This window comes from Pseudarthrobacter sp. 01T43 (assembly GCF_056398665.1).
In genome coordinates this window covers 116428-138172 of record NZ_JBFTPV010000006.1, presented here as the reverse complement: position 1 = coordinate 138172, position 21745 = coordinate 116428, and the positions used below count along the sequence as shown (strand labels likewise).

Annotated in this window: 20 protein-coding genes and 1 pseudogene; 6 read left to right on the top strand and 15 right to left on the bottom strand. The window is 66.9% G+C overall.

From position 1 onward, the window contains the following. Window positions 1–66 precede the first annotated feature (66 nt). Window positions 67–984: a serine hydrolase gene (locus tag AC1DIM_RS08445; RefSeq protein ID WP_477710041.1), complete on the top strand. Its 918-nt coding sequence runs from the start codon at window positions 67–69 to the stop codon at window positions 982–984. A 92-nt stretch (window positions 985–1076) separates the two neighbouring features. Next, complete coding sequence (locus AC1DIM_RS08440) at window positions 1077–1724, top strand: phosphoribosyltransferase (protein ID WP_477710040.1); 648 nt, start codon at window positions 1077–1079, stop codon at window positions 1722–1724. Here AC1DIM_RS08440 and AC1DIM_RS08435 read toward each other — a convergent pair. The 4 genes from AC1DIM_RS08435 to AC1DIM_RS08420 all read right to left on the bottom strand — a co-directional run bounded on the left by AC1DIM_RS08435 (window position 1721) and on the right by AC1DIM_RS08420 (window position 8535). After that, window positions 1721–3025, bottom strand: a complete 1305-nt coding sequence (locus tag AC1DIM_RS08435) for an MFS transporter (RefSeq protein ID WP_477710039.1) — start codon at window positions 3023–3025, stop codon at window positions 1721–1723. The two genes, AC1DIM_RS08440 and AC1DIM_RS08435, sit on opposite strands and share 4 nt — an antisense overlap. 103 nt (window positions 3026–3128) lie before the next feature. Next, window positions 3129–6239, bottom strand: a complete 3111-nt coding sequence (locus tag AC1DIM_RS08430; RefSeq protein WP_477710038.1) for an AAA family ATPase — start codon at window positions 6237–6239, stop codon at window positions 3129–3131. Then, window positions 6236–7471 carry an exonuclease SbcCD subunit D gene (locus AC1DIM_RS08425; RefSeq protein ID WP_477710037.1) on the bottom strand — a complete coding sequence of 412 codons (1236 nt, stop codon included), beginning with the start codon at window positions 7469–7471 and terminating at the stop codon, window positions 6236–6238. The genes AC1DIM_RS08430 and AC1DIM_RS08425 overlap by 4 nt, the downstream gene beginning before the upstream one ends. A 92-nt stretch (window positions 7472–7563) precedes the next feature. After that, window positions 7564–8535: an MIP/aquaporin family protein gene (locus AC1DIM_RS08420; RefSeq protein WP_477710036.1), complete on the bottom strand. Its 972-nt coding sequence runs from the start codon at window positions 8533–8535 to the stop codon at window positions 7564–7566. A gap of 183 nt (window positions 8536–8718) precedes the next feature. Here AC1DIM_RS08420 and AC1DIM_RS08415 point away from each other — a divergent pair, with 183 nt between their 5' ends. Beyond that, window positions 8719–9798 (top strand): ADP-ribosylglycohydrolase family protein, encoded by a 1080-nt coding sequence (locus tag AC1DIM_RS08415; protein WP_477710035.1) that lies wholly within the window; start codon window positions 8719–8721, stop codon window positions 9796–9798. Here the strand turns inward: AC1DIM_RS08415 and AC1DIM_RS08410 are convergent. Further along, window positions 9785–10303, bottom strand: coding sequence for a DUF4395 domain-containing protein (locus AC1DIM_RS08410; RefSeq protein ID WP_477710034.1), 519 nt, complete (start codon window positions 10301–10303; stop codon window positions 9785–9787). The two genes, AC1DIM_RS08415 and AC1DIM_RS08410, sit on opposite strands and share 14 nt — an antisense overlap. Before the next feature lie 55 nt (window positions 10304–10358). Then, complete coding sequence (locus AC1DIM_RS08405; RefSeq protein ID WP_477710033.1) at window positions 10359–11366, bottom strand: 3'-5' exonuclease; 1008 nt, start codon at window positions 11364–11366, stop codon at window positions 10359–10361. 127 nt (window positions 11367–11493) lie between these two features. Here AC1DIM_RS08405 and AC1DIM_RS08400 point away from each other — a divergent pair, with 127 nt between their 5' ends. Next, window positions 11494–12264, top strand: a complete 771-nt coding sequence (locus AC1DIM_RS08400; RefSeq protein WP_477710140.1) for a DedA family protein — start codon at window positions 11494–11496, stop codon at window positions 12262–12264. Window positions 12265–12374: 110 nt separating this feature from the next. Here the strand turns inward: AC1DIM_RS08400 and rdgB are convergent, their stop codons facing one another. From rdgB to clpS, 6 genes and pseudogenes are all read right to left on the bottom strand, one after another. Then, window positions 12375–13055 (bottom strand): RdgB/HAM1 family non-canonical purine NTP pyrophosphatase, encoded by a 681-nt coding sequence (gene rdgB, locus AC1DIM_RS08395; protein WP_477710139.1) that lies wholly within the window; start codon window positions 13053–13055, stop codon window positions 12375–12377. 2 nt (window positions 13056–13057) lie between these two features. Next, window positions 13058–13512 (bottom strand): annotated as a pseudogene (locus AC1DIM_RS08390) (hypothetical protein). A gap of 63 nt (window positions 13513–13575) precedes the next feature. Next, complete coding sequence (locus tag AC1DIM_RS08385) at window positions 13576–14373, bottom strand: MBL fold metallo-hydrolase (protein WP_477710032.1); 798 nt, start codon at window positions 14371–14373, stop codon at window positions 13576–13578. After that, entirely contained in the window at window positions 14370–15437 is a 1068-nt protein-coding gene (gene murI / locus AC1DIM_RS08380; RefSeq protein ID WP_477710138.1) for a glutamate racemase, read from the bottom strand. The genes AC1DIM_RS08385 and murI overlap by 4 nt, the downstream gene beginning before the upstream one ends. Before the next feature lie 80 nt (window positions 15438–15517). Beyond that, window positions 15518–16084, bottom strand: coding sequence for a DUF2017 domain-containing protein (locus AC1DIM_RS08375; protein ID WP_477710031.1), 567 nt, complete (start codon window positions 16082–16084; stop codon window positions 15518–15520). Further along, window positions 16077–16469 (bottom strand): ATP-dependent Clp protease adapter ClpS, encoded by a 393-nt coding sequence (clpS, locus tag AC1DIM_RS08370; protein WP_477710030.1) that lies wholly within the window; start codon window positions 16467–16469, stop codon window positions 16077–16079. The genes AC1DIM_RS08375 and clpS overlap by 8 nt, the downstream gene beginning before the upstream one ends. Window positions 16470–16624: 155 nt before the next feature. On the opposite strand from clpS, the gene AC1DIM_RS08365 reads away from it, so the two are divergent. Continuing rightward, window positions 16625–17953, top strand: coding sequence for a nicotinate phosphoribosyltransferase (locus AC1DIM_RS08365; RefSeq protein WP_477710029.1), 1329 nt, complete (start codon window positions 16625–16627; stop codon window positions 17951–17953). A 9-nt stretch (window positions 17954–17962) separates the two neighbouring features. Next, window positions 17963–18595, top strand: coding sequence for an isochorismatase family protein (locus tag AC1DIM_RS08360; protein WP_477710028.1), 633 nt, complete (start codon window positions 17963–17965; stop codon window positions 18593–18595). A 79-nt stretch (window positions 18596–18674) separates the two neighbouring features. Here the strand turns inward: AC1DIM_RS08360 and AC1DIM_RS08355 are convergent, their stop codons facing one another. The 3 genes from AC1DIM_RS08355 to nagB all read right to left on the bottom strand — a co-directional run bounded on the left by AC1DIM_RS08355 (window position 18675) and on the right by nagB (window position 21702). After that, a complete protein-coding gene (locus AC1DIM_RS08355; protein ID WP_477710027.1) occupies window positions 18675–20459 on the bottom strand; it encodes a DEAD/DEAH box helicase in 1785 nt (594 codons plus the stop codon). Next, window positions 20459–20800 carry a DUF3039 domain-containing protein gene (locus AC1DIM_RS08350; RefSeq protein WP_160671973.1) on the bottom strand — a complete coding sequence of 114 codons (342 nt, stop codon included), beginning with the start codon at window positions 20798–20800 and terminating at the stop codon, window positions 20459–20461. Before AC1DIM_RS08350 ends, AC1DIM_RS08355 begins: the two co-directional genes overlap by 1 nt. Before the next feature lie 122 nt (window positions 20801–20922). Then, window positions 20923–21702 (bottom strand): glucosamine-6-phosphate deaminase, encoded by a 780-nt coding sequence (nagB, locus tag AC1DIM_RS08345; protein WP_477710026.1) that lies wholly within the window; start codon window positions 21700–21702, stop codon window positions 20923–20925. Between the last annotated feature and the right edge of the window lie 43 nt (window positions 21703–21745).

Genomic DNA, 21745 nt, shown 5'->3' with positions numbered 1-21745 from the left:
CTGGGCGTCTAACACCTGACAGGTGTTTCTTAGCTCCCGCATAGGTTCGCCTGCTTGGATCGGCAGATGCACGATCCACACAAACTGCGCTCCCGCGGCGCTTCAGCCGCAAGGCGGCGCCGATCGGTCCTGATGGCCGCCGCCGCGTTCCTCGCCGTGGCACTCATAGCCAGCGTATACACCCTGGCGCACGCCGTGCCCTCGCCAGGCGGGGCGTTGCGGGCTTCCATCGTCTCTGACGCCGGGGCACGCGCCGCGGTAGGCGCCGCGGCAGGCGCCGCGGCAGGCACCCCTGTCATTGGCGCAGAGCTTGACAGCGCCATCGAAACCATCATCGCCGCCAACAGCCAGTACCAGGTGGGCGTAGCCCTGATGGATACCGTTGGCGGTCAACTCCATCAGTACGGTGTGGGGGAACCCTTCGAGGCAGCGAGCACGGCGAAGGTCCTGGCGGCCGCGGCCTACTACAGCCTGGTAGAGGATGGCTCGGCCTCGCTCGATGATCAGCTGGGCGCCTTCACCTCGGGATTCCAGATCCAGGCCATGATCCAGGACAGCAACAACGACTCATGGAGCCTGCTCATGGACGCCGTGGGCCTGTCCAGGCTTTCAGAGTACGCGGCCTCCATCGGCATCACGTACGACCCCGAGGTGAACACGCTCTCCACCGCCGACATGGCCCACATCCTCGCAAAACTGTCAGAGGGCATGCTTCTCAATCAGGAACACACAGCACAGCTCCTTTCCTACATGCAGGACACCAACTACGAAGACCTCATTCCGGCCGCGGTTCCGGCGGGCGTGACCGTGTCCCACAAATACGGGCTACTCGACGACGAACTCCACGACGCGGCCATCCTCTCGGCGTCAGCGGGAAGCTACGTGCTGGTGGTTTATACCAAGGGCACCGGGTTGGCTGACGTTCCGCAACGCACCGCAGTGATCCACGACATCACCAAGGCCGTGACCGCCGCCCTCTTTTGACTCGAGGCGCCGCGGAAACAGGACTCCCCACACCCCGCCGCGGCCGCAGAAGGTAGGCTGGAAACGGGGCGGAAACAGCCGGAAAGGGGCCCATGAACACGCGTTTCGAAGACCGCACCGATGCCGGTGAGCACCTGGCGGCGGTGCTGACGCAGTTTCGGGAACGCCCTGACGCCATCGTGCTGGGGCTGGCCCGTGGGGGCATCCCCGTGGCGGCTGCAGCTGCCAAGGCCCTCTATCTGCCCCTTGGTGCCGTCCTGGTCAGAAAGCTCGGCATTCCGGGCCACGATGAAACAGCGTACGGTGCCTTGGCGTGGTCCGGTGGCCGCATAGTGCGCCTGCTCAACCGTCCGCTGATGGCTCGCGTCCTTGAGCACGGCGTCCGCCAGGAGTGGCTGAACGAAGTGGAGGCGCGTGAGCGGGCCGAACTCCTCCGCCGGGCGGCAACGTATCCGGCGACCAGCCACGATCTCACAGGCAAGACAGTCCTCCTGATCGACGACGGCCTCGCCACAGGAGCCACGATGCGCGCCGCAGTGGAGGCTGTCCGGTCCGCCGGCGCAGGAATCGTGGTGGCCGCCGCCCCGGTAGGGTCAGTGGAGGCCTACACCGCTGTGTCCCAGGTTTGCGATGCCGTGCTGTGCCTCCACCTGCCAGGTAAATTCCGTGCCGTGGGAAGCTTCTACCGGCACTTCGAACAACTGACCGACGAGGACGCCATCAGCCTCCTGCAGGCCTAGGCTTTCGCTCCTCGGCGCCGGCGGTTCCGGAGCAAAGCCGCAGCGGCCACACCGAGCACAAACAGCGCACCCGCGGCAATCACAGGCACCACAAAAGCCGCCTGGTAGCCCTGCGCCTGGGCAAGCTGGCCCGCCAGGAAGGCCCCCAGTGCCGTGCCCGCCACAATCCCGCTGGCCAAGGCAGTCATCACCGTTCCCAATCTCTCTGCGGGGCCAACCATTCCGCCGATGGTAAAGACGGTTACCATGACGGGCCCCACCGGCAGTCCCAGGACCAGCAGCACGCCGACCATCCCGCCCAGCGAGTCCGGCACCACAAGCAGCAGGGAGAGGGCCGCCATCACTGCAGCGCTGACCATCCAGCGGGCCACAGGCTTGAAGCGCCTCGGCCAGTAGGCCACAGACAGGGCAGCAGCGGCGGAGCTCAGGCCCATCACTGCATACAGCAGGCCGGCCAGTTCGGAGGTGGCGAAGCTCGCGGAAAACGAGCTCAGTGCCGTCTGCGTGGAACCGAAGAAAGTGCCCATGGCCACCATCGCCAGGACGGGCAGGGCAACTGCGGCAGGAATCCTCGCGGCCCCGGTTCCGGTGGCGCGCTTTAATGGAACCGCTTTATGGGTGGGGTGCACGGCAAAAGCAGGAACCAGCGTCATGGTCATAAAAACAGCCAGGGCCAGCGGCAGCCAGGGGGCCACTACGCTCGCGAGGATCCCTACCAGCGCCGGGCCCAGGACAAACGTCAGCTCGTCCGCCGTTCCCTCGTAAGACAATGCTGTATCCAGATCCTGGCCGGCGTCCTTGCCCCCGCTCCGGGAGGTGAGGGCCATCCAGCGGACGCGGGCCAACGGTCCGACCTGCGGGCACGTTGCGCCGGCCAGGAAGGCTGCCACGATGTTCGCGGCCGGGAAGGACCCGTTGGCCGGAACCCAGGCCGTGCCGATCAGGGCCACGACGGCCAACGCGTTGAGAACTGCAGCTATCAGGAGCACGGGACGCTGCCCGTGGCGGTCTGCCAGGGCGCCGAAAACGGGCGCTCCGAGGGCAGATCCGATCCCCACGGCTCCGGCCGCCATGCCGCCCAGGGCGTAGGAGCCGGTGGCCGAGGTGACCAGGGTCAGGGCGCCTACCGTGAGCATGGCAAGAGGCAGCCGGGCAAAGAGGCCAAGGGGAATGAAACTGCGGCCGGCCAGGTGTGGAAGCCTGGCGAAGCGGCCGGTGGGCTCTGGAGCCAGGGCGGTGGGGGAAGCCGGGATAGCGGTGGAAACAGCTAATTCCGCGGGCGCTGACACAGGAGCTGCCACAGAAGACAGTGGTGTTGGGTTCAAGATTCCGGGCTCATTCGTTCATGCGCATCGTCCCTCCTCCCGATGCGCGAAACCCGGTAACCCTCCGATCATATCCGAATTACACCAGCGCCCCGGCGGCGTCGGAGATGCGGAGGGTGGAACCGTTTCTTCCCTTCAGGACCTGAAGTTGCGTTCCGATTCGCTGCTTCATCTCCCCCACGTGGCTGACCAGGCCCACAACGCGTCCGCCGTCCCTCAGGCCTTCCAGCGCATCCATGACTTGCTCCAGGGACTGCTCATCCAGGCTGCCGAAGCCTTCATCCACAAAGAGCGTGTCAATCTGTATGCCGCCGGACTCCTGCTGAACAACGTCCGCCAGACCCAGTGCGAGGGAGAGTGAGGCCATGAACGATTCACCGCCGGAGAGCGTGGAAGTGTCCCGGCGATGCCCGGTCCACTGGTCCACCACTTCCAGTCCCAACCCGGACTTGGCGCCGCGTGCCGCCCTGGCATCGGAGTGCTGCAGCAGGTAGCGGCCGTCGCTCATGGCTATGAGGCGTTCTGAGGCCGCCAGCGCCACCTGTTCCAGCCGTGCCGCGAGGACGTAGCTGTTGAGGCTCATGCGGTACGTGTTGTCACCGCGCCCGGCGGCGGTGTCGGCCAGTGCCGTGAGCAGCCTGGCGTGTTCCCTCGGCCCCCGTGCCGATCCGGCGAGCTGCCCGTACTCGCTGCCGATAGTGGCCAGCGACTCGACGCAGCGGGCAGCCATTCCGGCGGCAAGGTCGGCGTCGCGGGCCTCCTGGCTGGCCGACTCAGCCATGGCCTGGAGCTCAGCCACGAGGTGCTCGTCGGCTGCAGGATCTGTAGCCGCTTCCTTCAGCGCCAGCACCAGCTCCTCGGAAGCGAACAGCTCTGCAATGCGCGCCTGTTCGTCGTAGCCGGCCCGGACCTCGGCCTGCAGGGCCGCCGCCTCTGCGGCCGCCAGCAACTGCGCCCGGGCTTCTTCGGCAGTGCCGAAGCCGGCGGCCGGCAACGCTCGTTCGAGTTCCAGCCGGGCTTCCTCGGCGCGGGTATTGGCCTTCTCCAGCTGGGCCCGGGCCGCCACGGCTTTCTCCAGCGTGGCCGCGGCCTCCTGCAACGATCGCAGCCGGCGCGTCAGGCTGCGGTGGCCACCGCGCAGGCCGGACAGGGCCTGGTCCAGGGAGTCCAAATTATCCGCCACTTCTGCCAACGAAGCCGTGACCTGGGTGAGCTCGGCGGCGCTGCTGTGCCTGGCACCCTCCGCCGCCGCAATCCGGACGTCTACGGCCTCGATCCGTTGCCGGAGCTCTGCAAGCTCCTTGACGGCATGCTGGGACCGGTCAGCGGCGTGACGTGCTGCCGCCAGCGCTTGAACCGCCTCATCCTCCGGGGTGTCGCCGCCCTGGCCGGCCAGAACCGCCACCATCTGGCTTGCATCGCCCAGGGCGATGCTGTCCGCTGCCAGCTTGGTTTCCGCATTCTCGTTGGCGTGTTGCGCGGCCTCCTCAGACTGGCTGAGCCCCAGGGCCGACGCTGCTGCTTCTGCGGGTGCCGGATGGTCTTCGCTGCCGCAGACCGGGCAGGCCTCCCCCTCTGCCAGTTGGGCCGCGAGTTCGGCGGCAGCGTTGGCAAGCCTTTCTTCGCGCAGGTCCAGCCAGCGGGCCTTCGTCTCCAGTTGGAACTCCCGGGACGTCGAGTGCTGCTCCGCCGCTTGCGCCTGCGCCCTAACTGCGGCTTTGTGCCGCCGGACTACGTCCAGGAGTTCGTCCGCGGCAGCTGCTTCCTTCGCATGCAGCACAGCGGCGGAGGCCAGCACTTCCAAAGGCTGCAGTGCCGCCGTCAGGTCCGAGTGCTGTGCCCGCAGGTTTCCCAGGAGCTCGCCGAGTTCAGCATCGGTGTGGTTGAGTTCCTGCTGCTGAGTCCCGAGGGACGTGTGTCTGGCAGCCAGTGCGTGGAGTCGCTCTTCGTCCGGCAGCCGCGCCTCCACCACCGCCAACAGGGAACGGATCCGGCTGAGCTCGCCCGCAACGTCAAGGCCGACGACGGCGTCCACAGCGCCGTCCGCATCCAACGCAGAAAGGTCCAGCTGTTCCAGTTCGGGGTCTTCGGCCGCCGCCAGCCGCAAGAGCGTGATGGCGGCTTCGAGGGCCCCGGCAGCGTGCCGGACTTGGGTTTCACTCGACTGGACAGCCTGCAGTTGCCCGGTGAGTACCTCGGCGCCGCGGTGCCGTTCGAGCGCCGCGGCCTTTATTTCCAGGCCGGGCAGGTTCGCCTCAACGGCATCCTTCCGGGCCTCGGCCCCGGCGAGCCGGCGCTGACGTTCGCGCCGTGCCGCTTCCTTTTCGAGCCGGGCTGACGCGAGTTTACTCCTTGACGCTGCAGCCTCCGCTGCTGCAGACAGTCCCGCGGCACGACTGGCCACGGCTGACTGCAGCCAGCCGATCCGGGCGCCTGGTTCCTCCGGGTCCGGCCCGCCCGCGCCCCCGGGAGCTTCAGCTTCAGGGGCCACATCTTCAGCGGCCGAATCAGCAGCCAGTGCTGAGGCCTCGGCCTCCGCCCGCGACGCGAGCAATTCAAGCTCCGCGTTCAGCTTCGCGACATCGTTCCGCGCCGCCTGCGCCTGGGCCGCCAGTTCCTGCTCCAGCGCCTCGTACCGCTGGGTGCCGAAAAGCTTCTGCAGCAGTTCAAGGCGATCAGTGGCTTTTGACCTCAGAAAGGCGGCAAAATCGCCTTGGGGCAGCATGACCACCCTGGTGAACTGCTCCCGGTCCATGCCCAGCAGTGCCGTGATCTCAGCGCCGGCTTCGTCGTTGCGCCCGGACTTGTCTGTCCATGCCCCGGCGATGCGTTCCCGCAACAGCGTTTTGGCCTGTTGCGTGGTGAAGCCGTTCTTGCCGCGGGCGCTCGGCTTGTCCCAGGCCGGAGACCTGGTGACCTCGAAATGCCGCCCCTGGGCGGAAAACTCGCAGGTGACCGAAGGCTCCAGCGCAGGTTCGGCGTGATCGCTGCGGAGCCGTTTGCCGTCCTGGCGGGCGCCGGGCACGGATCCGTACAGCGCGAAGCAGACTGCGTCCAGCACGCTGGTTTTGCCCGCCCCGGTGGGTCCGTTCAGGAGGAACAGCCCGTGGGCGCTGAGTCTGTCAAAGTCGATCTCTTCGGTGCCTGCAAACGGTCCGAACGCGGAGATGGTCAGGCGGTGGATTCTCACAGCGATGCCTCCCGGAGACGCACGTTGTCCAGGGCCGCGGTGAGTGCCAGCCGCTCGGCGTCGTCCGCGTCCCGGCCCCGGACGTGATCCAGGAAGCCGCAACAGACCGCAAGGTCATCCTGGGCCTCGGCAAGCCGGGTGCTGTAGCTTGAGGATGCCTTGATGGAGCCGCCTTCGGGATCAAAGCCGAGGACCAGCGTGTCCGGAAAACGCGCCCGCAGGCGCTCCATGGCCTGCTGTGGTCGCTGCGCATCGGTCAGCGTGATTTGGCAGTATGCATCCTCGGCCCAGGCATGATCGCCGGACTTGAGCAGTTCGGAAATCCCGCCGCGGAGTACCGCGAGCTTCCGCGGGGCCTCCCAGGAGAGTTCGGAGACGCCGGTGACGCCCCCGGGCCCGACATCGACAAGCCAGCTTCCCTTGATGTGGTTGGCCTCCGAGAACGAGTAGGCCAGCGGCGAGCCTGAATACCTGACCGTCGGGGACAGCGTCTGACGGCCGTGCAGGTGGCCCAGGGCCGTGTAGCTGAAGTCGTCGAACAGGTCCAGCGGGACCGCGCCCACTCCCCCGATGCTGAGGTCCCGCTCGCTGTCCGAGCTGATGCCGCCGCTGGCGAATGTGTGGGCAAGGACCACTGAGTGGACGGTTCCTTCTGCGCTGCGCCGGGCCAGGTCTGCCCTGATCCGGTCCGTAGCGGCGCGGGTTACTGCGAAATGGCTTGCCGGCTCCGCACCCAGTTGCTCAGCAACGAGGCGCGGCTCCAGCCACGGAATTCCGTAGATGGCCAGGACTGCGCCCCGCGCATCATTGCCGCCTGAACCGCCGCCGGCCTCCCTGCCGGACACGCCGCCGGAGCGTGCATCACCACCCGGCTCCAGAGGCAGGACCAGCGGCTGGTCCAGGTCCGCCAGCCGGGTCCGCAGATGTACGCCGCCGCGTTCCAGCAGGCGGGAGGCGAATCCCAGCCGGATGGCGGAGTCGTGGTTGCCGCTGGTCAGCACCACCATTGCGCCGGCCTCCGTCAGCCGGACCAGGGCGTCATCCAGGAGGCCCACAACGTCAACCCCTGGCAGGGCGCGATCGTAGACGTCACCCGCGATCAGGACAACGTCAATCCCCTGCGAAGAGACGGCGCCGACGAGCTGATCAACGAATGACCGCTGGGCGTCCAGCATTCCGACGCCGTGGAAAGACCGGCCCAAATGCCAGTCCGATGTGTGCAATAACCGCATATTCTTACGCTAACGGCTGCCGCCGACAGTTTAGGCAACCGCCGCAGCAGGCCGTCCCGGGCCGGGTGCGGCCGGGGGACGCGCCAGGGTGCCTAGCCGCGCTTTCCGTCGAAGAATTCCTGGGCCTCGTCGCTGCGGTCCGGTGCGTCTGTTACCGCCATTCGGGATGCCCCGGGAGTTACGGCGTCGGGAGTCACAGCGTCGGAAGTCACAGCGTCGGAAGTATCAGCGTCGTCAAGGCCCTCGGCGTCGTCAATTCCGGCACCATCAGCACCATCGGCCAACGAAGCGGCAGGAGCGTCCCCGGTGGCGAACCCACGGAAGACCAGCCCGGCGATGCCTGCGCCCACGAGGGGCGCAACCCAGAACAGCCACAGCTGCTCAAGGGACCAGCTGGAGCTGAACACGGCGGAGGCCGTGGCGCGGGCCGGGTTGAAAGGTGCATTGCCCACGGACAGGCCGAGCTGCAGCAGCACCGCGAACGCCAGGCCCACGGCAACGGCGGCGGCCGGTTTGTTCAGGTTGTTGCGGGCAGTAGTGCCCAGGAAAACGGCAACCAGGATGGCGGCTCCGAGCACTTCGAGCAGGAGCACGGCGGCCATGGGCGCCTGAATGATGGAGTGCTCGCCGAAGCCGGCGGTCACCGTGTCGAACGCCGTCCTGCTGTCCTGGATGCCCGGCAGGGTCCGTAGGATGCCGAACAGCGCCAACGCGCCCAACAACGCCCCTACGAGCTGGGCTGCGATGTACGCTGCCGCGTCACCGAGGCGGATCCTCCCGGCAACGGCGTGGCCCACCGTCACTGCGGGGTTGAAGTGGCCGCCGGAGACGTAGCCAAAGGCAAGCATGGCCGCAGTCACCGCCAGGCCGGCTGCGAGCGCGGCGGGCAGCGGGCTGGACTGGGGAATGGAGAACAGGGGAACGCCCAGGCCCGCCACCACAACAAAGAGGCTGCCAAAAGCCTCCGCGGACAGCCTGGACACCAGCCCGTGCCGGACTCCGGCACCGTTGCCTGCTGCCGGCCCGGAGGCGGAATCTTGGTGGACGGGAACAGGCGTGGTCATGGTGGGCAGTCCTTATCGTTGGGGGCGTCGCTGCGCGGCAAAGTGTCGCTGCCGGCGGGAAGTGTGCTCGGCGGCCTCTGCATTGTGCCAAGGAATTCTGGGCATTGGCTGAGTCTGAGCTTAGTTGATGGACCGCGGGGCACCGGGCGCGTTCCCTTTCCGCGTCAAGGTAAATTGGCTGGTATGAGCATTGATCCGGGCGCCGGCGCGCCCTCGCTGAAGTCCCGCATCCACGGCTGCCTGCTGGGCGGTGCACTCGGAGACTCGCTGGGCTACGCGGTGGAGTTTGACTCCATCGAGGCGATCCGCAACCGCTTCGGCGCCGCTGGCGTGACGGACCTCGCAATGCTCGACGGCGGCAGTCACTTTTCGGACGACACACAAATGACGCTGTACACGGTGGACGGCCTGGTCGAGGCGCTGGAATGGGCCAATGACGGGGTGGGGGCCGATGTCAACGCCTGCCTGTGGCTGGCGTACCTCCGCTGGCTGGACACCCAGGGCGTGCCGGTGCCGTCGTCGACCCCCGTGCAGCCGAAGCGCTGGATCGACGGCAACGAGGTCCTCCGGCACCGCCGCGCCCCCGGCAACGCCTGCATCAGCGGGCTGGCCGGCGGTGAAATGGGAACGGTCTACCGCCCGGTCAACCCGGACTCGAAAGGCTGCGGTACCGTGATGCGCTCGGCGCCCTTCGGACTGATTCCGCACATAGCGCCCGACGCCGTCTATAAGTTGAGTGCCGACGCCGCCTCCCTGACGCACGGCCACCCGTCTGCCCGGCAGAGTGCCGGCAGCTTCAGCCTCCTTATTCACCGACTCGTCGCCGGGGACAGCCTGCAGGATGCTGCGGCGGCGGTCCTGGACGAGGCCCGCGGCCGGAAGGATGTGGCGGCCGAGCTTCCGGAGCGCCTGGAAGCGGCAATCCGGTGGGCGGAATCAGATGTCCTCGTGCCGGAGGAACTCGTGCGGGAACTGGGCGAGGGCTGGGTCGCGGAGGAAGCGTTCGCCGTCGGGCTTTACGCCGTCCTGGTCACTGCACCCCGAGCGGCCGCCGCGGCGTCTCCCGGGGACCATTTCCGGGCAGCCATCGCGCTGGCAGTCAATCACAGCGGCGACAGCGACTCCACGGGTTCCATCGCGGGCAACATCCTGGGCGCCTTTTACGGCGAGGCGGCCCTCCCCGCTGAATGGCTCAACGCACTCGAGGCACCTGAAGTCATCCGCGGTATGGCCGATCTGCTGGTGGGTGTTACGACCGCCTGAGCGCCACGTTGTTGCAGGCCTCGCAGATGTCCTCCGGGATCAGGCCACGGCGCTGCAGCACGCCGAAGATCACGCAGCCCAGGCAGAACCCGGCGAAAGCCTCAAGGGAGGCTGCCGCAATCAGGACCGCCAGCGCAATCCAGGCGGCGGGGGCGGCGCCGGTGGCGAACAGGATCAGTGCCGTGGAGGAGACCACGGTGCCCATGCCCTGCGCAAAACGCTTCGGCGGCCCGGGAACCAGGCGGGCGCGGCCCAGCCGAGGCGCGAGGACTTTGACTGAGAGCAGGGCCAGCGGCGACAAACGCGGCCCGAAGAGCACCCGAAGCCAGAACCCGGCAGCGATCAGGACAAGGCCCCAACCGGAACCGGTCAGCAGGGTGGCGCCTGCAAGGAGCACCACCAGGCCTGCCGTGATGCGGGCGGCGTACTCGTTGACGGGATTGGGAAAGGCGAACACGGCGGACCAGTTGATACCGCTTCGGGGGCCGCTCGTCAGTTTGCTCATCCCGCAAGGCTAGGAGCCGCCGCCGCGGCTGGGAAGATTTGTTGCGCCGGATGAACTAGTGTCCTGCGCCTGCGTAGCCGCCCACCATCTGCAGGAACTCACCTTCGGAAAGAACTTCGATGGGCTGGCCCCGGTCATGGAGTTCCAGGACGCGCCGCGCCTTGCCCGTGAGCCTTCCGGACCGCAGGTCGGAGGCCACAAACCCGTCGCCCACCACCAGCACGGTGGTTCGTGCAGTCACGCGGCTTTCCGGCCGGGCACCCAGTTCGGCCGACAGCACTTTGGCCTCCGGCCGGGCCATGGTGAGCTGGCCTGTGAAGACCACCGTCTGGCCGTACAGCGGGTGGGACGGCTCGGCGTCCGCGTTGGGGAGCGGGTTGGCCCCCTCTTCGGGCCAGCCCGAAAGGAAGGGCCGCACCAGCGCGGCACCGTTTCCCGCAGCAGCAGACAGCGCGGCGAGGCTGGCCTTGGACAGGCCATCCCGCGCCGGGTCAAACGCGTCCTGGCGGGGCAGCACCAGGCCCAGCGAGAGGTAAAGTTCGGCAATGCTGTTGGCATTGTTGCGGGCAGCGATGTCTATCAGGATGCCGGCGCACGCACGGGCGTCCTCCGCGGCATCGTGGTGGTTGACCAGCGGGACACCGGCTTCCTCCGCGGCGAAGGGCAGTGAGTTGGAAACCAGGGAATAGCAGCGCCGGGACAGCATCACGGTGCAGACGTACTCGTAGGCCGGACCTGCCAGGCCGGAGACCTCCAGGCCGGACCGGATCACTCCGAGGTCAAAAGCGGCGTTGTGGGCCGCCAGGATGTCACCGCCAATAAAGGCGCCAATCTCCGGGAACAGCTCACCGAAGCGGGGCTGGCCGGCAACGTCCTCCGAGCGGATGCCGTGGATCCGGACGTTGTGGTACTCAAAGTGGTCGTGGTTAGCCGGTGGCCGCATCAGCCACGACGCTTCCTCAACGACGCGGCCGCCCCGTACCTTCGTCAGGCCCACCGCGCACGGCGAACCCCGGAAGCCATTGGCCGTTTCGAAGTCGATCGCCGTAAAGTCCAGTCCCACGGCCCATACTTTACCGCCGGCCGAAGCCGTCACGTGTCACCGGGGCCGGCCCTGTCGTGGATATCACCAGTCCGACGCCGGGCGGCGCGGGTGTGTCAAGTACCCTGAGTAGGTGAACTTTCATGCGATCAGCGACTTTGCCGTGCCCATGCTGGGCGGTGCGGGACCCATCCAGCCACAGCTGGCTTCGTTCCTGCCCGACTGGCTGAACCCCGATGTCTTCCTTCGGGACTCCCCACTCGGACCGTGGGTAGTCCTGGTGGTCTGCGCCATTGTGTTCGCCGAAACCGGCCTGCTGGTGGGCTTCTTCCTGCCCGGCGATTCGATGCTGTTCACCGCCGGACTGCTGGTGTCCACCGGCGCCATCAACTTCAACCTGTGGGGCTTGTGCGGGCTGATCATCGTGGCCGCGATTCTGGGCAACCAGTCCGGGTACCTCATCGGGTCCAAGGCCGGCCCGGCAATCTTCAACAAACCCGAGTCCAGGCTCTTCAAGCGCGAGAACGTGGAAAGCGCCCACGCGTTCTTCGAGAAGCACGGCGGCAAGGCGCTGATCCTGGCCCGCTTCGTCCCCATCATCAGGACCTTTGTGCCTGTCATCGTGGGCGTGGCCCAGATGGACAAGCGTAAATTCTTTCTCTACAACGTCATCGGTGCGGTGCTGTGGGGCGGCGGCGTCACCCTCCTCGGTGCGTGGCTCGGCCAGTTCAGCTGGGTGGGCAACAACATTGACATCATCTTCATCGCCATCGTGCTGATTTCCGTCATTCCCATCGGTATCGAGATCCTCCGGGGCATGTCGGCCAAACGCCAGGCATCCCGCTTCGGCACGGACCCTGTGGACGAATTCATCGAGGAGCATGAGCCGCACGAGGAACGTAAGACCAACCTGGACTAAGACCCAACCGGGACCAAGACCCCAGGCAAAACTCCGCTAGATAACCAAAGGAGCCACACAGGTGTGTGGCTCCCTTGGTTGTGTCAGGAGCAGGCGCAGGAAACCTGCTGCTACCGGCGGGCCATCGCGTCGACGATCGCCGGCAGGAGGGCCCGGAAAGCCTTGCCCCGGTGGCTGATGGCGTTCTTCTCTTCCGGCGAGAGTTCCGCACAGCTGCGGTCCCCGCCAACAGGCTGCAGGACGGGGTCGTAACCGAAGCCGCCGTCACCCCGCGGTTCGCGCAGCAAGGTGCCTTCAAGCTGGCCGTACTCCACGACCTCCTGGCCGCTGCCGCCCGCGGATGGAACGGCCAGCGCGGCCGCGCAGACGAACGCCGCACCGCGGTGCGCGTCCGGCACATCGGAGAGCTGGTCCAGCAGGAGCCTGAGGTTGGCGGCATCGTCGCCGTGCCGCCCGGCCCACCGGGCGGAAAAGATCCCCGGCGCCCCGCCCAGGACGTCCACGGCAAGGCCGGAGTCGTCCGCGATGGCCACCAACCCGGTGGCTTCCGCAACGGCCCGGGCCTTCAGGAGAGAATTTTCGGCGAACGTCACGCCGGTTTCGGCGACGTCCGGCGCACCTGCCGCTGCTGCGTCCACCACTTGGGTGTCGACGTCGAGCCCGGGAACCTGCCCGCGAAGGAGCTCGCGGAGTTCGCGGAGCTTGTCCTTGTTGTGGGTGGCGAGGACGAGCCGCGGCACCGCCCCGTCCTGCACCGCCCCGTCCGGATGGGGGCCGCCGTGGGCAGCCATGCTCACAGGACGTCCGCGAGGGTTTCGCGCTGGATCGCCGCCAGTTGGGTGGTGCCCAGCAGGGCCAGGTCCAGCAGCTGGTTGAGCTCGTCACGGTCGAAGGGTGCGCCCTCGGCGGTGCCCTGCACCTCGACGAACTTCCCGGAACCGGTGACCACAACGTTCATGTCGGTCTCGGCGCGGACGTCCTCAACGTAGGGCAGGTCCAGCATGGGCACGTGGCCCGCGGCAGCATGGCGTATTCGGCGGTCACCCAGCCCCGGCCTTCGCCCTTGAGCCAGCGCGGCACGCCGGCGGTCAGGGAAGCCGTGCACAGCACCCGGGTGTTGCCGAACTCGATGAGGGCAGATCCCTCGGCCTGCTTGGACCATCCGCGGGTGATGCTGATGGGGCGGAGCTGGTCGGGGGCGCGGCCATCGGCACGCACTACGGGCACTGCAGTTGCTTCAGAAGTCATGCCTTTAGCTTATCGACTCGCAGCTGACCGACCCGCCGCCCAGTGAAGAGGGGTCCACAGGACTCAGATCGTGTAATGCACCCCGGCCACGGCCACTGCCACGTGCTGCCCAAACACTTCCTTTGCTTCGGCCATGACTGTGCTCGGCGAGGTCCACACCGGAATGTGGGTCAGCAGGAGCCTGCGGGCCCCGGCAGCGGCTGCCGCCTCGCCGGCACGCTTGCCGGTCAGGTGCACATCCTTGATGGCGTCGTCGCGGCCTTCTTCAAAGGCGGCTTCACAGAGGAAAAGGTCCGCGTCCTTGGCGGCCTCCTCCAGGCCGGTGCAGGAATCCGTATCGCCTGAATAGGTCAGCACCCGGGTGACCGGGTTGCCTTCCTTGTCCGGTTCGGTGACGTCCACGCGGAGGGCGTACGCCTCTTCCACGGGGTGGTTGACCGCGAACGGTGTCACCGTGAACGGGCCCACGGTGACGGGCTCCCGTTCAATCCAGTTGGTGAAGTCGAATTCCTCGTGCATCCCCGGGTCCAGGTCCAGCCCGTACGCCGTGGCCATCCGGTCCGCCGTGGCTGCAGGACCCCACACCGGGATCCGCCCCCGCCCCCAACCGCCTGGCTTCCAGCGGACCGCGACGTGCAGGCCGCAGAGGTCCATGCAGTGGTCCGGGTGCAGATGGGTCAGGAAAATCGCGTCGATGTCCTCGAGATCGGTGTAACGCTGGATGGCGCCCAGGGCTCCGCTGCCCAGATCCATCACGATCTTCCACGTCCGCTCGCCGTCCTTGGCGGTCAGGAGGTAGCACGAAGCCGGCGATCCGGGGCCGGGAAACGAGCCCGTGCAGCCTACGATGGTCAGTTTCACTGGGCAGGACCTCCGGCCCGGCGGGCCACCACAAAGTTGGAAATCCGCTCCCCCGCGCCACCGGTGCGGGCACTGGCACGCTGGGCGGCCTCGATCATTTCCGGGGTGATGCGGGCCAGGCTTCCGGTGGGGTACTGGGCGGCCACGTGGTCCACGTGCTGGACGGAGAGGACTTCCGGGCCCAGGAACCTGCGGGCCAGCGTCTCGAACTGGGCGGCGTCTCCGGTGGCAATGAAGTGATGCTCGGGGGGCATCGCCGTGGTGCGCTGCAGGTCGTGGGTGACCAGCGCCCGGTACACGTCCTTGGCCGTTTCCTCGGCGCTGGACACCAGGGTCACGTCGTCTCCCATCACAAAGGAGATGACACCGGTCAGCAGCGGGTAGTGCGTGCAGCCCAGGACCACGGTGTCCACGCCGGCCGCCTTCAGCGGGGCCAGGTATTGTTCGGCGACAGCCAGAAGTTCCGGCCCGGTGGTGATGCCGGCCTCCACGTAACTGACGAACTGCGGGCAGGCAACTGACGTGATGGCCAGGTCCGGCGCAGCCGCGAACGTATCCTCGTAGGCACGGGAACCTACCGTCGCTGAGGTTCCGATGACGCCGACGCGGCCGCTCCGGGTAGCGGCAACCGCCCGGCGGACGGCAGGCTGGATCACTTCGATGACGGGGATGCCGTACTTTGCCGTGTACCGCTCGCGGGCGTCCCTCAGGACAGCGGCCGACGCCGAATTACAGGCGATGGTGAGCAGCTTGACACCGGAGTCCACCAGTTCGTCCATCACGCCCAGGGCGTTCGCCCGGACTTCGGCGATGGGCAGCGGCCCGTAGGGACCGTTAGCGGTGTCCCCTACATAAAGGATGGACTCGTTGGGGAGCTGGTCGATGATGGACCGCGCCACGGTCAGTCCGCCGACGCCCGAATCAAAGACGCCGATGGGGCGGGATCCCACCAGGCCGGCGCTGTTGCTGGCTGCGGTCTCCCGTGCTGCTGCGGCGGCCGGGTCCATGCTCGAGGCTGTTGTCATGATTATTCGAGGATAGGTCTTCCCTGCGGCCGCAGCCATCACATTGTGGCGGCGCACTCATGTCGAATATGTCACAGTGCGGCCCTGGCGGGTGGATCGGAAGGCGGCAGGCCGGCAGGTCAGGCCCGTGAATCCAAGGACTGGAGCATGGCCTGCACCAGGGACTCCTGCAGCCACGTAGTGAAGTTGTACACCAGGGCGAGGTAGCTTTCCACGTCCTCCGCCTGCGACCAGTCCTGCATCAGGTGCACGTGCTCGGCGTCTTCCTCGTCCCGGATGTCCAGGCGCTCCGCCAGCACCAGGCGGACATCGTTCAGCGCCATGGACCAGTGCCTCGCGCCTTCGGCCGTCAGCACGATGTCGTCCTTATCCAGCTCAAGTGCGGCAGCCCGCAGCGCGCCGATTTTGGTTTCCCGCAGCGAGCGCTCGGTGAGCTGGCGGAACTCCAGGGACGCGCCGTCGTCGTCCTTCATCACGTTGGGCAGGAGCCGCTTGACCGCACGGTCCGTCGGTTCCTGGACATCCATGTCCAGCCCGATCAGGGCCGCGAGCGGATCCTGGCTGATCTCCTCGGCCGGTTGGAGCATGGAGATGACATCGCCGATCAGGCTGCGCAGCAGCTCACGCTCGGCCGGCTCCAGGAACCCGGTGATGCCTTTGAGCCCGTATTTGAATGCCTTAGCCACGTTTCCCCTTGCCCTGCCCGGACCCGCCGGATTTCCCTGAGTTCCTGGAGTTTCCACCGTTTCCGCCCGTTGCCTTCTCCACGGTGGCCCACAGCCCGAAACCGTGCATTGCTACGGCATGGCGTTCAACCTGTTCCTTGCTGCCGTGGGCGACGATGGACCGGCCCTTCTTGTGGACCTCCATCATGAGCTTGTTGGCCTTCGCCTCGGAGTAGCCGAAGTAGCTCTGGAAGACGTAGCTGACATAGCTCATCAGGTTGACGGGATCATTCCAGATCACCAGGTTCCATGGGATGTCCGGCGCGGTCAGGGAGTCCGTGGACGCCTCTGTACCAGTCCGGGTGCCCTCCCGTGTAACGGGGCCGGGCGCAACGCTTAAGCTCATCTGTCCATTCTATGGGGAGCATGGGCCCACGCCGGCGAGGGCCCCGCGGCGAAGCGAAGCGAGACGTGGGAGCCGGTGGGTGGGCCCACGCCGGCGAGGGCCCCGCGGCGAAGCGAAGCGAGACGTGGGAGCCGGTGGGGACTAGAGTGAATTTTGTGAGTACCTCTGCCGGCTGGGACCATCCCCGCACGTCCCTGTACACAGACCACTACGAGCTGACCATGCTGCAGGCGTCGYTCCATTCGGGCGCCGCGCACCGCCGGTCGGTTTTCGAGGCCTTCGCGCGGCGGCTGCCGGACGGGCGGCGGTACGGGATTGTGGGAGGCACCGGCCGGCTCCTGGAAGGCATTGCAGACTTCCGTTTCGGCGAGGCTGAACTCGACTTCCTGGGCCGCACCGGCGTGGTCAACCAGGACACCCTGGACTATCTCGCGAGCTACCGGTTCAGCGGCGACATCTGGGGCTACCCGGAGGGCGAGGCCTACTTCCCCCACTCCCCCATCCTCATTGTGGAGTCCACGTTCGCAGAGGCCTGCATGCTGGAGACCTATGTGCTCTCCGTACTGAACCATGACTCCGCTATCGCCTCGGCTGCATCGCGAATGATCACGGCGGCCGGCAACCGGCCCTGTATCGAGATGGGCTCCCGGCGCACGCATGAGGAGTCGGCGGTCGCGGCTGCCCGGGCCGCCGTCATCGCCGGGTTCCACAGCACCTCCAACCTCGAGGCGGCCTTCCGCTACGGCATCAAGAGCGTGGGCACCGCCGCCCATTCCTTCACTTTGCTCCATGACACCGAGCGGGACGCCTTCGAGGCGCAGATCGCGTCGCTAGGGGTGGGCACGTCGCTGCTGGTTGATACGTACGACGTCGAAGCGGCCGTGCGTGCCGCCGTCGAGCTTGCGGGGCCCAAACTGGGCGGCGTCCGGCTGGACTCCGGCGACCTGGTGGCCCAGGCCTCGTGGGTGCGCCAGCTGCTGGACCAGCTGGGCAACGAGCACACCAGGATCATGGTCACCTCTGACTTGGACGAATTCGCCATCGCTGCGCTGCAGTCCGCGCCCGTGGATTCCTACGGGGTGGGCACATCACTGGTGACAGGTTCCGGTGCGCCCACCGCCAGCATGGTCTACAAGCTGGTGAGCCGCACGGACGATGCCGGCAATTTCGTCCCGGTAGCCAAGGCGGCCAAGAACAAAACCAGCATGGGCGGCCGGAAGTATGCACTGCGCAAGCTCAACGACCGCGGCATTGCCACGCAGGAAATTGTGGGCATCGGCCACCGGCCCGAAGATGACGGGAACGACCGGCCGCTGCTGCAGCAGTTCGTGAAGAACGGCGAACTGCTGCCCGGCTGGACGGGGTCCGAGGGTGTGGTCCGGGCCAGGCAACGCCATGCCGACACCATGGCCGAACTGCCACCCGTGGTCAACCGCCTGCAGCGCGGGGAGCCCGCCATCCCTACTCTCTACGAAGAAAATTGAGGAAAACTGATGTCCCGCGCCCTGATCATCGTTGACGTCCAGAACGACTTCTGCGAGGGAGGCTCCCTTGCCGTGGCCGGCGGCGCTGACGTCGCCGGGGCAATCAGCGAGTATGTGGATGCCCACCACAGCGAGTTCGACCATATTGTGGCCACGCAGGATTGGCATATCGATCCGGGCACGCATTTCTCCGAAACGCCCGATTTCAAGGACAGCTGGCCGCGGCATTGTGTTGCCGGCACCCGCGGCGCTGAACTCCACCCGGACCTGGACACCGAATACATCCAGGCCTATTTCCAGAAGGGCCAGTTCACAGCGGCCTATTCCGGGTTCGAGGGCCTGCTGGCTCCTGAGGATGCAGTGCCCACCGGCGACCGCCAGCCGGGCTCCCTGCCCGCTGACGCAGGCGCCTTCGCGCCTGCAGATGATGCGATCGGCCTGGACGACTGGCTGCAAAGCCATGATGTTGAGGATGTGGTGGTGGTGGGGATTGCCACTGACTACTGCGTCATGGCAACCGCCCTGGACGCGGTCCAGGCCGGCTACTCAGTAACGGTTCTGCGGTCGCTGACTGCCGGGATCGCCGAGGACCTTGACGATGCCGTCGCCGAGATGGAGCTTGGCGGCGTGGACGTCGCCTAAGGCCGCTTAACCGCAGGAGTGGCCCGGCGCTGTGCACCGGGCCACCCGCATCTAAAGCCACTCTTACTCGACGCCGCTGCTACTTCCGGCCAATGAACCAGTCCTGGAGCTTCCGCAGCCTCGACTGCAGCTGCTCCTCGTTGGCTTGGGCCACGGGGGGCCCGCCGCAGACGGTCCGCAGCTTGGTGTGCACCATACCGTGCGGGGTCCCGGTCCGAGCGGCCCAGGCCGCCACGTTTTTCGCCAGCTCGTTGCGCAGGTCCATCAGCATCCGGTGGTCCGGGATGGCCGGTGCCGCGGCGGCAGGCACAGCAGCAGGTGCGCGCCGGTTCTTCCGGTTGAGCTGATCGTGCTGGCGCTGGCGCAGCAACGTACCCACCTGCTCGGCATCCAGGAGGCCCGGGATGCCGAGGAAGTCCAGCTCGTCCTCGGAGCCCACCTCTCCTCCGGTGCCGAACTCGCCGCCGTCGAACAGCACCCGGTCGAAGGAAGCCTGCGAATCGAGAGCCTCGAACTTGCCCTTGGTGAGGCTGTCCGAGGCCTTGTCCTCCCGGTTGGCCTCGGCCATCAGGGAATCCTCTGGATTGAAGAGGCCATCGCTGTCCTCTTTTTCGGGCCGGTCCAGCGCGTGGTCCCGCTCCATTTCCATGGAGTTCGCCAGCGCCATCAGCAGCGGCACGGACGGCAGGAAGACGGACGCCGTCTCACCCCGTTTCCGGGCACGCACAAAACGGCCCACAGCCTGGGCGAAGAACAGCGGCGTGGAGATGGACGTGGCGTAGACGCCTACGGAGAGCCGGGGCACGTCCACCCCTTCGGACACCATCCGGACGGCAACCATCCACCGCTTCTCGCTTGCGGTGAATTCCTCGATCTTCTCCGAGGCCTTGGCGTCGTCGGAGAGGATCACCGTGGGTGACTCGCCGGTGATCCGCTTCAGCTGCCCGGCGTAGGCCCTGGCGTCCTCATGGTCGGTGGCAATGACCAGTCCGCCGGCATCCGGAACCGAACGCCTGACTTCGCTGAGGCGCTTGTCCGCCCCGGCCAGGACCGCGGGGATCCATTCACCGGTCGGATTCAGCGCGGTCCGCCAGGCATGGGCGGTGATGTCCTTGGTGACGGCGGCTTCACCGAGGGAAGCGGCCATCTCTTCACCGGCGCTGGTACGCCACCGCATCTGGCCCGAGTAGGCCATGAACATGACCGGACGCACCACGTGGTCGCGCAGGGCGCTGCCGTAGCCGTAGGTGTAATCGGCTTTCGAACGGCGGATGCCGTCACGGCCCTCCGCGTACTCCACAAAGGGGATGGGCGAGGTGTCGGAGCGGAACGGCGTACCCGTCAGGGACAGGCGGCGCGCCGCCGGGTCAAAGGCTTCGCGCAGGCCGTCACCCCAGGACAGGGCCTCGCCGCCGTGGTGGATCTCATCGAGGATCACCAGGGTGCGGGCTGCCTCGGTCTTGGCGCGGTGCAGCATGGGTTTGCTCGCCACTTGGGCGTAGGTGACAGCCACGCCAACGAAACCGCGGCCGTGCTGGCCGTCGGAATTTTTGAAGTTCGGGTCGATGGCGATTCCCACCTTGGCAGCTGCATCAGCCCACTGCCGCTTCAGGTGGTCTGTGGGCGCCACGATGGTGACCCGGTTGACCGCCCCGGATTCAATCAGCATGGACGCCACGCGCAGGGCGAAGGTGGTTTTACCGGCGCCGGGCGTAGCTACGGCCAGGAAGTCGCGCGGGCTGGACCTGAAGTAGAGGTCAAGGGCTTCCTGCTGCCAGGCACGGAGTTTTTGGGCGGTCCCCCAGGCTGCGCGTTCCGGATAAGCCGGAGGCAGGGTGGGGCCGCCAAATAGCGTCTCCGTCACTACTTGTTGTTGCCTGAGTCCCCTCCGGGACCCTTGCCGCCGTCGTTGCCCGGGCGGAGGCCTTCATAAACCTCTTTGCACATGGGACAGACCGGGAACTTCTGCGGATCCCGGCCCGGCGTCCACACCTTGCCACACAGGGCAATGACGGGGTCGCCCGTCAGCGCGGACTCCATGATTTTTTCCTTGCGCACGTAGTGCGAGAAGCGTTCCCGGTCACCGGGTTCCACTTCCTGGCGCAGCTCTTCGCGCTCAATGGTGGCGGTGGACGTTCCAGCCCCGGAAAGCTCACGCATCGGGTCGTTTTCGAGAGGGTCCGTCATGCTAGTCATGGCATCCATCTTAGCGTCCCGGGGCGGAGGACGTTCGACGCCGGAGGTGCCGTTTTGCCCGCACCGCACCCGTCGCCGTCGGCCGTTCCCCCTGAATCCGCTGGTAGGCGGCCACCGGACTGTGGCAAGAGTTACAGCCCCTGCCAGGAAGGCTTGTGGTCATAGGTGTGCCGGTAGAAGTCGGCGAGCTTCAGCGACGAGGCCGCCGCCTCGTCCACCAGAATCGTGGCATGCGGGTGGAATTGCAGGACCGAGGCCGGGCAAATCGCGGAAACCGGCCCTTCAACGAAGTCGCGGACCACCGGCGACTTCTGTGCCCCGGTAGCCACCAGCACAACGTGGCGTGCTTCAAGGATGGTGCCAAGCCCCTGGGTCAGAACGTGGTGGGGCACGTCGGCGAGGCCGGCGAAGAACCGGGCGTTGTCGCGGCGTGTCTGCTCGATCAGCGTTTTGATGCGGGTCCGGGAGGCGAGCGAGGAGCCGGGCTCGTTGAAGCCGATATGGCCGTCCGTCCCCACCCCGAGGATTTGGAGGTCCACGCCGCCCACCGCCCGCATCCGGTCTTCGTAGGCACGGCATTCCGCCGGGATATCGGCCGCGGACCCGTCAGGGGTGTGCACGTTCTCCGGGAGGATGTTCACCTGGCTGGTGAACTCGCGCCTGATGACCTCCCGGTACGACTCAGGGTGCCCGGGTGGCAGGCCCACATATTCATCCAGGGCAAAGGCGTGCGCGGCGCTGAAGTCCAGCCCGCGCTCGTGCCGCGCAGCCAGTTCATCGTAGACAGGCAGGGGCGAGGACCCTGTGGCCACTCCCAGGACAGCATGGGGCTTGCGCTCGAGCAGGGCCTCGACGGCGTCTGCCGCCAGCTTCCCGATCTGTTTGCTTCCTTGGAGGATGACAACTTCCACCTGCGGCCGCCCTTCTGGAGTTCTGGTTTCGATGTCCTGCCGG